Raw genomic sequence first — 13,320 nt, 5'->3', positions numbered from 1 at the left:
CCCATCGACGCTGTCAAACCGGCAGACGCGCGAGCTGTGCGCTGAGCTTGGCAATGGTGTCGCGATATTGTGACAGCCTTTTCTGCTCTTGCTCTACAACGGCAGCCGGTGCTTTTGCGACAAAAGCCTCGTTTCCGAGCTTCGCCGAACACTTGGCAATTTCCGCGTCGAGCCGAGCAATTTCCTTGCCCAACCGCTCACGCTCGGCCGCTACGTCGATTTCGACGAGCAGCGCGAGCTTGTCGCCGCCGACGATCGCGATCGGCGCGCCTTGCGACTGCGCGTCGAGCGTGGCTTCGTCGGCCATGACCCGCACCTCCGACAAACGCGCGAGCGCTTGGGCGTACGGTGCGAACGTCTGCCATTGGCTTGCGTTGCCGTGCACCAGCAGAGGGACCTTCGTGGCGGGCGATAGGTTCATTTCGCCGCGCAAATTTCTGCAAGCATCGATTGCGGTTTTCAAGTCCGCGGCCCAGCGCTCGGCATTTTCGTCGATTTTTTTCTCCTCGACGCGCGGGTAACGTTGCACCATGATCGATGCTTCGCCGCTCGCCGCGCCTTGCGGGTACGCGTCCGTCAGCGGCGCGACTTTTTGCCAGAGCGCTTCCGTGATGAACGGAATGATCGGGTGCGCGAGCCGCAGCACCGTTTCGAGCACACGCAGCAGCGTGCGGCGTGTTGCGCGCTGCTGCTCCGGCGTGCCGTTCTGGATCTGCACCTTCGCGAGTTCGACGTACCAATCGCAATACTCGTCCCACACGAACTTGTAGATCGCATTCGCGACGTTGTCGAAGCGGTAGTCGGCAAAGCCCTTTTCGACTTCGGCTTCCACGCGCTGAAGCAGCGAGACGATCCAACGGTCCGCTTGCGAGAACTCGGTATAGCCGCCGGGGGCGCAGTCGCCGGGCGCGCAGGGGCCGGGCTTCGAAAAACCGCAGTCGTGCCCTTCGCAATTCATCAGCACGAAGCGCGTGGCATTCCACAGCTTGTTGCAGAAATTGCGATAGCCTTCGCAGCGTGCCAGATCGAAGTTGACGTTGCGCCCGAGCGTCGCCATCGAGGCCATCGTGAAGCGCAAGGCATCGGTGCCGAAGGCGGGAATGCCTTCGGGAAATTCCTTGCGCGTTTTCTTCTCGATCGACGCGGCCTGCTTCGGATTCATGAGGCCCGTCGTGCGCTTGGCGACGAGCGTCTCGAGATCGATGCCGTCGACGATGTCGATCGGGTCGAGCGTGTTGCCTTTGCTCTTCGACATCTTCTGGCCTTCGTGATCGCGAACGAGCCCGTGCACGTAGACGGTGTGAAACGGCACCTTCCCCGTGAAGTGCGTCGTCATCATGATCATCCGCGCAACCCAGAAGAAAATGATGTCGAAGCCCGTGACGAGCACCGAGGAGGGCAGGAACGCGGCCAGCTCCTTCGTGTCTTGCGGCCAGCCGAGCGAGGAAAACGGCACGAGCGCCGACGAGAACCACGTGTCGAGCACGTCGTCGTCGCGCTCGAGCGCGCCCGTGTAGCCGCGTGCGGCCGCTTGTTCGCGCGCTTCCTGCTCGGTGCGGGCGACGAATACCTCGCCGTTCTCGCCGTACCAAGCCGGGATCTGATGGCCCCACCAGAGCTGACGCGAGATGCACCAGTCCTGGATGTTTTCGAGCCACTGGTAGTAGGTCGTCGTCCAGTTTTCGGGGACGAACTGGATCTCGCCGCTGCGCACGACGTCGAGCGCGGCTTGCGCGATCGACTTGCCCGGATTGAACGTGCCTTCGGGCGCCGGCTTGCTCATCGCGACGAACCATTGATCGGTCAGCATCGGCTCGAGCACGACGCTCGTGCGGTCGCCGCGCGGCACCATCAGCTTGTGCTGCTTGACCGATTCCAGCAGGCCCTGGGCATCGAGATCGGCGACGACGCGCTTGCGGGCCTCGAAGCGATCGAGGCCGCGATAGGCGGCGGGGGCGTTGTCGTTGATCTTCGCTTCGAGCGTGAGGATTTCGATTTGCGGCAGCGCGTGGCGCTGGCCCACTTGGTAGTCATTGAAATCGTGTGCCGGCGTGACTTTGACGACGCCCGTGCCGAATTCGCGATCGACGTAGTCGTCGGCGATGATGGGGATCTCGCGATCGCAGAGCGGCAGCTTGACCGCTTTGCCGATCAGGTGCGCGTAGCGCTCGTCCTCGGGGTGGACCATCACGGCGACGTCGCCGAGCATCGTCTCGGGACGCGTCGTGGCGACGGTCAAGTGGCCGCCGCCGTCGGCGAGCGGATAGCGGATGTGCCACAGATGGCCGTTTTCCTCCTCGCTCGCGACTTCGAGGTCGGAGACGGCCGTCATCAAGACCGGGTCCCAATTGACGAGCCGCTTGCCGCGATAGATCAAGCCTTGCTCGTAAAGCCGCACGAACACTTCGCTGACGACTTTCGACATTTTGTCGTCCATCGTGAAGTATTCGCGCGACCAGTCGATCGACGCGCCGAGGCGCCGCACCTGATTCGTGATCGTCGAGCCCGAGCGTTCCTTCCACTCCCATACGCGCTCGACGAATTTTTCGCGGCCGAGATCGTGGCGCGACACGCCTTGCTGATCGAGCTGGCGCTCGACGACGATCTGCGTCGCGATGCCCGCGTGGTCGGTACCCGGCAGCCATAGCGTGTTCGCGCCGAGCATGCGGTGATAGCGCGTGAGACCGTCCATGATCGTCTGGTTGAACGCGTGCCCCATGTGCAGCGTGCCCGTGACGTTCGGCGGCGGCAGTTGTATCGAGAAATGGGCTGGGGCCGCGGTAGGTGCGTCCGGCACGCCTGGTGCGTTCGGCGCGAAGGCCGGCTGCGCATATCCGCGTTTTTCCCATTCGGGGCCCCATTGGGCCTCGATCGTCTGGGGCTCGAAACTCTTCGCCAGCGTGGTGTCGGTCATGGTGGAAATCCGCCGAAAAATGCCTGAGGTGATGTGGAGTGTCCGCTGTCAAGAACCCGTGCGAAGCCGAAGCCGGTTCGGCGTTTCAGGTTCGAAACCGTCGATTATAAAGGGACGGCCGATGCGTTCGGCGCACGGCCTTATAATGGCGGGCTCGCAAAGCGTTGCCGCATACGGCATTGCCCGCTCCTTCCGTCGTAGAGAATCGCTCCCTCCATGCCAGAACTGCTCGCCCACCTCAATCCCGAACAATACGCTGCCGTCACGCTGCCGAACGAACCGGCGCTGATCCTGGCGGGCGCGGGCAGCGGTAAGACGCGCGTGCTGATCACGCGCATCGCGTGGCTGATCCAGCAGGGGTTCGCGTCGCCGCCGACGGTGCTCGGCGTCACCTTCACGAACAAGGCGGCGCGCGAGATGATGGGGCGGCTGTCGGCGCTGTTGCCGATCGACACGCGCGGCATGTGGATCGGCACGTTCCACGGCCTGTGCAATCGCATGCTGCGCGCGCATCACCGCGATGCCGGGTTGCCCGCGACGTTTCAGATCCTCGACACCGCCGATCAGCTCTCGGCGATCAAGCGCCTGATGAAGGGCCTGAACGTCGACGACGAAAAGTACCCGCCGAAGAATCTGCAGTACTTCATCAACAATGCGAAGGAACAAGGGCTGCGCCCCGATCAGGTGGACGCGACCGATAGCTTCAACTTGAAGTTCGTGGAGCTTTTCCGCGCGTACGAGCAGCAGTGCCAGCGCGAGGGCGTCGTCGATTTTCCCGAGCTGCTGCTGCGCTGTTACGAACTGCTCGCGCACAACGCACCGCTGCGCGCTCACTATCAAGCACGCTTCAAGCACATTCTCGTCGACGAATTCCAAGACACGAACAAGCTCCAATACGCGTGGCTCAAGTTGCTGGCGGGGCAGTCCAATGCGATTTTCGCTGTCGGCGACGACGACCAATCGATCTACGCGTTTCGCGGCGCGAACGTAGGCAACATGCTCGACTTCGAGCGCGAGTTCAACGTCCGCCATCTGATCAAGCTCGAGCAGAACTATCGTTCGCACGGGTACATCCTCGATACGGCCAACGCGCTCATCGAGCACAACGCGCGGCGCCTGGGCAAGAACTTGCGGACCGATGCGGGGCACGGCGAGCCCGTGCGCGTCTACGAGGCGGCCACCGATTCGCAGGAGGCCGGCTGGATCGTCGAGGAAATCCGGGCGCTGATCAACAACGGCATGTCGCGCAGCGAGATCGCCGTGCTCTATCGCAGCAACGCGCAGTCGCGCACGATCGAGCACACGCTCGTGAACGCGGGCATCGCCTATCGCGTCTACGGCGGCCTGCGCTTTTTCGAGCGGCAGGAAGTCAAGCACGCGCTCGCCTATCTGCGCCTGATCGACAACCCGAACGACGATACGGCGTTTGCGCGCGTCGTGAACTTCCCCACGCGCGGCATCGGCGCGCGCTCGATCGAGCAACTGGCGGATGCGGCGCGCCTTTACGGCTGTTCGATGGCCACGGCCATTGCCTATGTGACGGGCAAAGCCGGCACGAGCCTCGGCTCGTTCGCGAATCTCGTCGCGAAGATGCGCGCCGAGACGGAGCGGATGAGCTTGCCCGAAACGGTCGAGTACGTCGTGCGCGTCAGTGGTTTGGCCGAGTTCTATCAAAACGAGCGCGAGGGGCAGGATCGGCTCGAGAACTTGCAGGAACTCGTCAACGCCGCCACGGCGTTCGTCAGCGAAGAAGGCTACGGGCTCGATACGCCCGCGCGGTCGATCCGTCTCGCGCCGGGGGCGACGTCGGCGCCCGAGCTGGCCGTCTCGTCGGAGGCGGACGACACGGTCGTGCTCGACGCGGCCAGCCTGATCGATCCGGCGCAAAATCCCGATACGATGACGCCGCTCGCCGGCTTTTTGTCGCACGCGTCGCTCGAGGCCGGCGAAAACCAGGCGCAAGCGGGGCAGGATGCCATCCAATTGATGACAGTGCACGCGGCGAAGGGGCTCGAATTCACGGCCGTGTTCATCACGGGGCTCGAAGAGGGGCTGTTTCCGCACGAGAACAGCGCGAAGGAGACGGACGGGCTCGAGGAAGAGCGCCGGCTCATGTACGTCGCGATTACGCGCGCGAAGGAGCGGCTTTATCTGTCGCTCGCGCAAAGCCGCATGCTGCACGGGCAAACGCGCTACAACGTGCGCTCGCGGTTCTTCGACGAGTTGCCCGAAACGACGCTGAAATGGCTGACGCCGAAAGCCGAGGCGGGATCGCGCTGGGGCGGGCGCGCCGATCAATCGGGCTCGGGCTGGGGCCGCGACTGGTTCGCGCGGCCCGATCGCGGCGGTCCGGCGGCCGCCTTCGAAGCGGCGCCGCTGCCCGCGTTCGCCAACGAGCAGCGCGCGGCCGAGACGGGTTTTCGCGTCGGTCAGCAAGTTTTTCACACGAAATTCGGAGAAGGCGCGATCACGGCGCTCGAAGGCACCGGCGCCGATGCGCGCGCGCAAGTTCGCTTCAAGCGGCACGGCGAAAAATGGCTCGCGCTATCGGTGGCCAAGCTGCAAGTCGTCGATTGATGTCCTCTCGCGGCGCCATCCGCTTGGCTGCACACTGAAGGCAGTCCCGCGCTCGGATAGAAGCCCCTGAGAGATCGGGGCACTGCATGGGCGAGGGTCCAAAATGACTTTGAATACGATCCGATTCCGATGAGCATGGATAGCCATCACGACGATAGCGATAACGGTAGCGGCGCCGTGCGCCGGCTCGGCATATTGGCGGCGCTGCCGCAAGAGCTCGGCGATCTCGTCGAGGCGATGCGCGCGGAAGGCGACATGCGCACGGTCACGCTGGGCCGGCGCGATTATCACGTGGGCACGGCGCACGGCGTGCCTTGCGTCGTCACGCTCGCGCGTGTGGGCAAGGTCGCGGCGGCGGCGAGCGCGAGCGCGCTCATTCATGTCTTCGGTGTCGATGCGGTGGTGTTTACCGGCGTGGCCGGCGGTGTCGGCCAAGGCGTGCGCGTGGGCGACATCGTCGTTGCCGATTCGCTGCTGCAGCACGATCTCGACGCCTCGCCGCTGTTTCCGCGCTACGAGGTGCCGCTGCTCGATCGCGCCCGCTTTCCGGCGCACGCGCCGCTGGCCGACGCGCTCGCCGCCGCCTGCGAGCGTTTCGTGACCGACGAAGGTAAGACGCTCGCCGAGCGCTTTGCGTTTCAAGCGCCGCGCGTCCATCGAGGATTGATCATCAGCGGCGATCGCTTCGTCTCGAGCGCGAGCGAGGTGCGCGCGTTGGCGCAGGCGTTGCCCGAAGCGATGGCGGTCGAGATGGAAGGGGCGGCGATGGCGCAGGTTTGCTACGAGCACGACGTGCCATGCGCAATCGTGCGAACGATCTCCGACACGGCGGATGATCACGCGACGGCTTCGTTTACGACATTCCTGACCGATATCGCCAGCGCTTATTCGTCAGGGATTTTGCGGCGGTTCCTGGCGGCGTATGCCATCGCCTAGCCTCACGTAGCGGCCACGCCGGCTTCGACGGCGCTCACCGAACTGAGCGGATGTCTCGCATAAAACAAAGCGCCGCGGAATTGACGTCCCGCGGCGCTTTGTTTTGTCGGCGACCAGCGCGCTACGCCTTGGCGCGTTTGCTCTCGATATTCGGCAGGAACATCGTCAGGATGCCGATCAGCGGCAAGAACGAGCACACCTTGTAGACGAAGCCGATGCTCGTCGCGTCGGCCAGATTGCCGAGCACGGCCGCGCCCACGCCGCCCAGGCCGAACGCGAAGCCGAAGAACAGGCCCGCGACCATGCCGACGTTGCCGGGAATCAATTCCTGCGCGTAGACGATGATGGCCGAGAACGCGGAGGCGAGCACGATGCCGATGATGACCGTGAGCGCGCCGGTCCAGAACAGGTTCGCGTAGGGCAGCAACAGCGTGAACGGCGCGACGCCGAGAATCGATACCCAGATGACGTACTTGCGGCCGATCCGATCGCCGATCGGGCCGCCGATGATCGTGCCCGCGGCCACGGCGGCGAGGAACACGAACAGGTGAATCTGCGCGGCCTGCACCGACAAGTGGAATTTGTCGATGAGATAGAACGTGAAGTAGCTGTTCAGGCTCGCGAGGTAGAAATATTTCGAGAACACGAGCAGCACGAGCACGCCGATGGCGAGCTTGACGCGCGCTTTCGACAGCGACGGATGCAGCGCGCGGGCACCGGCTTTCTTCTTCGTTGCCGGATGGCGGCTGTACCAGCGGCCGATGTTGGCGAGCACCACCATGGCGACGAGCGCGGCCACCGAGAACCAAGCGATGCTGCGTTGGCCGTGCGGGATGACGATGAGCGCGGCCAGCAGGGGCCCGAGCGCCGAACCGGCGTTGCCGCCCACCTGGAACAGCGACTGTGCGAGCCCGTATCGCCCGCCCGAGGCCATGCGCGCGACGCGCGACGATTCCGGATGAAAGACGGACGAGCCGCATCCCACGAGCGCCGCGGCGATGAGCAGCACGCCGAAGTTCGGCGCCATCGACATCAGCACGAGCCCCGTCAGCGTGAAACCCATCCCGACCGGCAGCGAGTACGGCTGGGGACGCTTGTCGGTGTACAAGCCGACGAGCGGCTGCAACAGCGAGGCCGTGATTTGGTAGGTCAGCGTGATGAGGCCGATCTGGGCGAACGACAACGAAAAGTTCTGCTTCAGCATCGGATAGATGGCGAGGATCAACGACTGGATCATGTCGTTGAGCAGATGCGAGAAGCTGATCGCACCGAGCACCGAGTACACGGTGCGCGAAACGGGGCCTGCCGGCGCTTGCGTCGGCGCCGGCTCGGTCGTTGCCGCGGCCGCGGCAAGGGTATTTTTCGGAATACTCGTTTGCATCGTGGGCACTTTGGGAAAAGAGAAAACGGCGCGCGCCGCAGGAGTGCGGCGCGCAAAGTTCGATGCGTCGGGTTCGACGATGAGTTGAGTGTAGTGTGTCCTATAAAGAATAATCGGACAAAGTTTGTCGTAAATGGGACATGCCGTGGCCGCGCCGTCGAGCGAGTCGGCCATCGGCGAACGGAAAGCGGGGCCGGGACCTATCGCCGCGTTGTTGCGGCGTTGTCACCGCGCAGCCTTTTTGTCGGGGTATAAAGCGGTCGGCGCGCCACGAGCCGCTGGATACCGGGTTTACATGGGGCGCTCCGCACTAAAGAACGACAGCGACGCTGCCGTTGACCCGTAAAGGTAATCAAAGGATTGCGTCGCCCAACCCACGGCGGCGGAGTGATAAGAAGGGGGATTCATATGAAGGCAGTTTCGCTGGGCGGGCGTTCGGAGCCAGGTTTCGTTCCGGGCGGCACGGGGGCCGGCGGTAGGTCGCAAAAGCGCGGGGCGAAGTCGAAGCTGCACGGGCTGTCGGTGAAAGCCTCGCTGCGCTTGGCGTTTGCGATCGTGCTCATCGGCACGCTCGTGATCGGCGTGTTTTCGTTGACGCAGATCGAGCGTTTGAACGGCTCGGCGAAATCGATTTACGCCCAAGGTCACGTCGCGAGCCGAGCCGCCGAGGAAGTGCGTGCCAACGTGCTGCGCGCGAGCCGTGCCCAGAAGATGCTGCTGACGGCGACCACGGCCAAGGAGCGCGACGATCTCGGCGCCGACATCGAGAAGGGGCTCACGGCCATCAACGGCGAGCTCGATATCCTGCAGAAATACACCGACGCTTCCGATTCCGAAAGCATTGCCAAGCAGAAGGCGTTGGCGGCCGGCATCAATGCTTGGGCCGGCCACTTGCGCACGTTCGTGACGCTCGTGAAGGAGCAGTCGCTCGACCTGTCGCAAATGAACTGGCAGGTCGGCATGCAAGACGTCTCGCTGCTCGTCGAGACAGGCAAGCTCGAAAAGGCCGTCGACGAACTCGTGGACCTGCGCGGCACCGAAGCGAAAGCCACGATCAAAGAGTCCGCCTTTATCTTCCAGTCGTCGTTCGTGATGATCGCGGGGATGACCATCGCGCTGATCGTCGTGGCGTTCGTTGTCAGCGAATGGGTCGTGCGGCGCCTCGCGCGCCAGCTCGGCGGCGAGCCCGGTTACGCCAAGGAGATTGCGAGCCATATCGCGGCGGGCGATCTGTCGAACCGTATTCGGCTCGCGAAGAAGGACGACTCGAGCGTGCTTTTCGCGCTGACGGAGATGCAAACCGGGCTGGCCGGTACCGTCGGCGAAATCACGGCGAGTGCCGAGGCGATTTCGTCGGCCGCCGGCGAAATCTCGATGGGCAACCTCGATCTGTCGCAACGCACGGAGCAGCAGGCGGTTTCGCTCGAGCGCACCGCGACGAGCATGGAGCAGCTCACGTCGACCGTGAAGCAAAACGCCGACAACGCAAAGCAGGCCAGCGCGCTCGCCAACAATGCGTCGGAAATCGCGTCGACCTGCGGCGGCGTCGTCTCGCGCGTCGTCACGACGATGGGCGAGATCAACGATAGCGCCAAGAGCATCGGCGACATCATCGGCGTGATCGACGGCATCGCGTTCCAGACCAACATCCTCGCCTTGAACGCGGCCGTCGAAGCGGCGCGCGCGGGCGAGCAGGGCCGCGGCTTCGCGGTCGTTGCCGGCGAAGTGCGCAGCCTCGCGCAGCGCAGCGCGGCGGCAGCAAAGGAAATCAAGACGCTCATCAACACGTCGCTCGAGCGCGTCGCCAACGGCTCCAGCCTCGCCCAGGACGCCGGGCAGACGATGGATGAAGTGGTCAAGGCGGTCAGGCGCGTGACCGACATCATGGGTGAGATTTCCGCGGCTTCGTCCGAGCAAAGCGCCGGCATCGAGGAGGTCAACCGCGCCGTGACGCAGATGGATTCCGGCACGCAGCAGAACGCCGCGCTCGTCGAAGAAGCGACGGCCGCCGCGCGCTCGCTCGACGATCAGGCCCAGGCGCTCAAGCGTCTCGTCGGCAAGTTCAAGCTGCACGCATGACATCGATGGGGCTGACGACCTGAGCGGCAGCCTCAGCGGTGACCTAAGCGTCTACCCGGAAACGGGCCGGTTCTCCGGCCCGTTTTCGTTTGTGCCGGATGGTGTGGCTTATCGCATCCGATCAGCGTTCCCAATCAACGCGCCGGCGACACGATCACCGTGCAGGTCGTGCCCGCGGCGAGCATGACGCCGTCGGGGACCTTGTCGAGGTGAATCCGCACGGGCACGCGCTGCGCGAGCCGCACCCAGTTGAAGGTCGGATTGACGTCGGCGACGAGTTCGCGGCTTTGCGGATTGTCGCGATCGTAGATGCCGCGCGAGATGCTCTCCACATGGCCTTGCAGCACGCCGCCGCTCATGAGGCGGATTTCCGCCTTGTCGCCGATCTTCACGCGCGGCAGCTTCGTTTCCTCGAAATACCCGTAGACCCAGAACGAGTGACTGTCGACGATCGCGAGCTTGGGCGTGCCCGCCGTCGCATAGTCGCCGCGGAACACCGAAAGATTGGTGACGTAGCCGTCGACGGGCGAGACGAGCGTCGTGCGCGAGAGATTGAGCTTGGCGGCGTCGAGCGCGGCCACGGCCTGTTGATATTGCGCTTGCGCGCTCACCGCGGCGCTCGAGGCGTTCTCGCGGTTTTCCTTCGACACGACGAGGCTGTCCATGTCGGCGCGCCGCGCGGCATCGGCCCGGCGCATCTGCCACTCGGCCCGGCGCGCGGCCACGGCCGCCTCGGCTTGCTCGACGGCCACCTGATAGTGCGCCGGATCGATTCGCATCAGCACTTGGCCTTTCTTGACGAACATGTTGTCCGTGATCGGCAGATCCACGACGGCGCCCGAGACGTCGGGCGCCACGTTGACGATCTGCGCGCGCACGCGGCCGTCGCGAGTCCACGGTTCGTCCATGTAATGAACCCAGAGCCGATGGCCGATCGCCAGCGCGAGCACGAGCAGCAGTGCCGTGGCGATGAAACCGATGAGTTGTCGAAGCGTCATGATGAGGAGTCGAAAAGAAGCGGGGCCTGTGTGCCTAACGATAGACAGCGAGCCCGAGCACGCCGCAGATGCAGGCGAGCAGGCTCGCGCGAAAGAGCGCGGGATGCCAGACGAAGCGATAAAGGCCGATCTGCGCGAGCAGGCGGTCGACGAACCAGGTCAGCACTGCGCCGCCGATGCAAAGCGGCACGAGCGAGGGAATGTAGGCGCCGAGGATGGCGATTTCGCGATGCATGGGCGGCTCCTTCATGCCGGCGCCGCGGCGTCGCGGCGCGTCCCGCCCGCGTAGTGCGCGAGCGGCGATTGAGGATCGATGAGCGCCGTGCGCACGAAGTGCAGGTAGCTCAAGATACGTTGCAGACGGTGCCGGTCTTCGCGCGGCGGAGCGAATGCGGCAAGCGCTTGCTGCACGGCTGCGATCGCGTCGAAATTCGCGGCGAGGGCGGCGTCCAGGCGCGCATCGGTCGGGCGCGCGAACAGCGCGGTGAGCGTCTTGGCCGACTGCGCGATGCTGCGCCGCCACGGCATCGTTCGTGCATAGCGCGCGTCGTTCGGCAGCGCGGCTAGCTCGCGGCGCAGATCGATGACGGCTTGGCCGACTTCGAGCACCGCAATCAGCCAAGCGAGCGCGTCGCGCTGGCCGGCCGCATCGTGCTCCATCAGCGCGTGGGCCTGGAAGGCGAGGTCGCGCGCACGGCTCTCGAAGCGCGAACGCACGCGCGCGAGCGGTGCTGTGCAGGCCAGCACGACTTGGCGGCGCAAGTCGCCGAGCAGATGGCGGCGCAGCCAGGGTGTCGAGGGCGGCAGCAGCACGGCAAAGGCGATCGCGCTGACCACCATCGACAACACGAGCGCGAGCGCGTCGTTCGCATAGCCGGCCGGATCGTAGCGCACGAGGTTGTCGGGGCCCGCCAGCACGCAAAAGAAGATGCAATAGCCGGCGCCATAGCCCGCGAGCTTCGGGCGCGTCGTCATCCAGATGCCGAGCGCGAGTGCCGGCGTTAGCGCGACGCACAGCAGCGGGAAACCGTCGATGTGGGGATAGATGCCGAACACGACGAGAAACCCGAGGAGCGTTGCGAGCACCGTGCCGGCCGCCATCTGGTAGGCCATGCGCGTCGGCCGCGGCGACGAGGACGCCAGCGCGCAGACCGCGGCGGCGTTGAGCACGAGCATCGAGCCGTTCGGCCAGGCCGACGCGATCCAAAACGCGCTGAGCACGGCCATGATGATGGCGCCGCGCACGCCGGCCACGAGCGTGAGGGCCACGTTCGTCTTCGGTTCGTAGCGCTCGGGCGAACGTTCGCGTTCGTGCGTCGAGGCCGCGAGCGACGCGTAGGTCAGCGTATAGGCGTGCATGTCTTCGACGAATCGGTAGAGCAGTTCGGAGGCGGTGTCGAAGTCGAGCAGCGGAAAGTCGTGCCGCCGCGCGAGCGCCGCGCGCTTTTCGCGCACGCGGCGCGGTAGCGCGGCTTTGAACGCTTCGAGCTTGCGTGCCGAGCCGGCGGCATCCAGGGCGGTCAGTACCGGCTCGCCCGGCATGTGCAGCAGCGGCGCCAGTTCTTCGAAGTAAGGCTCGAGCGCGGCGACGGCCTGCGTCGCGCCGGCGCCGCGCAGGCGGTTCATCAGTTGATGAAGAGCGTGAAAGCGCGTCGAGGCCGTCATGAACTCGCTGTTCAAGCGCGCGAGACGGCCGCTGCGGCCACGCGTTTCCGGCCCTTCGAACACGGCGACGCTGCGCATCGCTTCGAAGCCGACGATCTCCGCCAAAAAGCGGGCATTCGTGCGTTCGATCTGCGTGCGTTCGACGCGCCCCGACAACGTGGCCGCGACGTATTCGACGAAAGCGGAAAAGCGCGCGCGCACCGTCGTGCGCATTTGCAGGCTCGCGTGTTGAGGGAACACGAGTGCGCCGACGACGCCCGCGCAGAGGACGCCGAGCGTCACCTCCGCCGCGCGCGTGAGCGCGGATAAGAACGCGCCGTCCGGATGCTGAGCGGCGGGAATGCCGATCAGCGCGGCCGTGTACCCCGCGAGCAGGAAGCCGTATGAGCGGAAGTTGCGGTTGCGCGCGGCGCCGGCCGTGCAGATGCCGGTCCACAGCGCGAGCGCGCCGAGAAACAGCTCACGCTGCGGCGCGAAAACGGCGATCAAGCACAGCGTCGCGACGAGGCCCACGAGCGTGCCGCCGATCCGATAGAAGCTTTTGGCGAGGATGGCGCCGCTTTGCGGCTGCATGACGATGAAGACCGTCGTCATCGCGGTGCGCGGCCCCGGCAGATCGAGCCGCATCGCGATGCCGAGCGCGAGAAACGCGGCCGTCAGCGCCTTGAGCAGATAGACCCACGTGAGCCCGTCCGTACGTGCCCAGTCGACGAAGGCGGTTTGCAGCGCATTGAACGAGCGTGGTTCGCGAAGCAGGGGATCGGCCATGA

8 protein-coding genes are annotated in these 13,320 nt (G+C 65.0%); 3 read left to right on the top strand and 5 right to left on the bottom strand.

Going from position 1 to position 13,320, the window contains the following annotated elements:
• Window positions 1-13 precede the first annotated feature (13 nt).
• Window positions 14-2,914, bottom strand: coding sequence for a valine--tRNA ligase (locus J3485_RS11870; protein ID WP_206952650.1), 2,901 nt, complete (start codon window positions 2,912-2,914; stop codon window positions 14-16).
• Between the two features lie 216 nt (window positions 2,915-3,130).
• Here J3485_RS11870 and J3485_RS11865 point away from each other — a divergent pair, with 216 nt between their 5' ends.
• Window positions 3,131-5,491: a UvrD-helicase domain-containing protein gene (locus tag J3485_RS11865; RefSeq protein ID WP_206952649.1), complete on the top strand. Its 2,361-nt coding sequence runs from the start codon at window positions 3,131-3,133 to the stop codon at window positions 5,489-5,491.
• 129 nt (window positions 5,492-5,620) lie between these two features.
• The gene (locus J3485_RS11860; RefSeq protein ID WP_374192419.1) at window positions 5,621-6,427 is read left to right on the top strand and encodes a 5'-methylthioadenosine/adenosylhomocysteine nucleosidase; all 807 of its coding nucleotides are present in this window, start codon (window positions 5,621-5,623) and stop codon (window positions 6,425-6,427) included.
• A 121-nt stretch (window positions 6,428-6,548) separates the two neighbouring features.
• Here J3485_RS11860 and J3485_RS11855 read toward each other — a convergent pair whose 3' ends face one another.
• The gene (locus tag J3485_RS11855) at window positions 6,549-7,808 is read right to left on the bottom strand and encodes an MFS transporter (RefSeq protein ID WP_206952648.1); all 1,260 of its coding nucleotides are present in this window, start codon (window positions 7,806-7,808) and stop codon (window positions 6,549-6,551) included.
• 408 nt (window positions 7,809-8,216) lie between these two features.
• Between J3485_RS11855 and J3485_RS11850 the strand changes: the two genes are divergently transcribed.
• Window positions 8,217-9,887 (top strand): methyl-accepting chemotaxis protein, encoded by a 1,671-nt coding sequence (locus J3485_RS11850; protein WP_206952647.1) that lies wholly within the window; start codon window positions 8,217-8,219, stop codon window positions 9,885-9,887.
• Window positions 9,888-10,021: 134 nt separating this feature from the next.
• Here J3485_RS11850 and J3485_RS11845 read toward each other — a convergent pair whose 3' ends face one another.
• The 3 genes from J3485_RS11845 to J3485_RS11835 are packed head-to-tail and all read right to left on the bottom strand — an operon-like array spanning window position 10,022 to window position 13,318.
• Entirely contained in the window at window positions 10,022-10,885 is an 864-nt protein-coding gene (locus tag J3485_RS11845) for an efflux RND transporter periplasmic adaptor subunit (RefSeq protein WP_206952646.1), read from the bottom strand.
• A 34-nt stretch (window positions 10,886-10,919) separates the two neighbouring features.
• Window positions 10,920-11,120 (bottom strand): DUF1656 domain-containing protein, encoded by a 201-nt coding sequence (locus tag J3485_RS11840; RefSeq protein WP_206952645.1) that lies wholly within the window; start codon window positions 11,118-11,120, stop codon window positions 10,920-10,922.
• Window positions 11,121-11,131: 11 nt separating this feature from the next.
• A complete protein-coding gene (locus J3485_RS11835) occupies window positions 11,132-13,318 on the bottom strand; it encodes an FUSC family protein (protein ID WP_242538553.1) in 2,187 nt (728 codons plus the stop codon).
• Between the last annotated feature and the right edge of the window lie 2 nt (window positions 13,319-13,320).

It is taken from the genome of Trinickia acidisoli (assembly GCF_017315725.1).
Classification (GTDB): domain Bacteria; phylum Pseudomonadota; class Gammaproteobacteria; order Burkholderiales; family Burkholderiaceae; genus Trinickia; species Trinickia acidisoli.
Note: the sequence above shows the minus strand (reverse complement) of the source record. Positions and strands in the feature narration are given on the sequence as shown.

Coding starts and splice junctions, on each gene's coding strand:
- J3485_RS11870 (WP_206952650.1), bottom strand. CDS start 2,914: ATGACCGACACCACGCTGGCGAAGAGTTTCGAGCCCCAGACGATCGAG.
- J3485_RS11865 (WP_206952649.1), top strand. CDS start 3,131: ATGCCAGAACTGCTCGCCCACCTCAATCCCGAACAATACGCTGCCGTC.
- J3485_RS11860 (WP_374192419.1), top strand. CDS start 5,621: ATGAGCATGGATAGCCATCACGACGATAGCGATAACGGTAGCGGCGCC.
- J3485_RS11855 (WP_206952648.1), bottom strand. CDS start 7,808: ATGCAAACGAGTATTCCGAAAAATACCCTTGCCGCGGCCGCGGCAACG.
- J3485_RS11850 (WP_206952647.1), top strand. CDS start 8,217: ATGAAGGCAGTTTCGCTGGGCGGGCGTTCGGAGCCAGGTTTCGTTCCG.
- J3485_RS11845 (WP_206952646.1), bottom strand. CDS start 10,885: ATGACGCTTCGACAACTCATCGGTTTCATCGCCACGGCACTGCTGCTC.
- J3485_RS11840 (WP_206952645.1), bottom strand. CDS start 11,120: ATGCATCGCGAAATCGCCATCCTCGGCGCCTACATTCCCTCGCTCGTG.
- J3485_RS11835 (WP_242538553.1), bottom strand. CDS start 13,318: ATGGCCGATCCCCTGCTTCGCGAACCACGCTCGTTCAATGCGCTGCAA.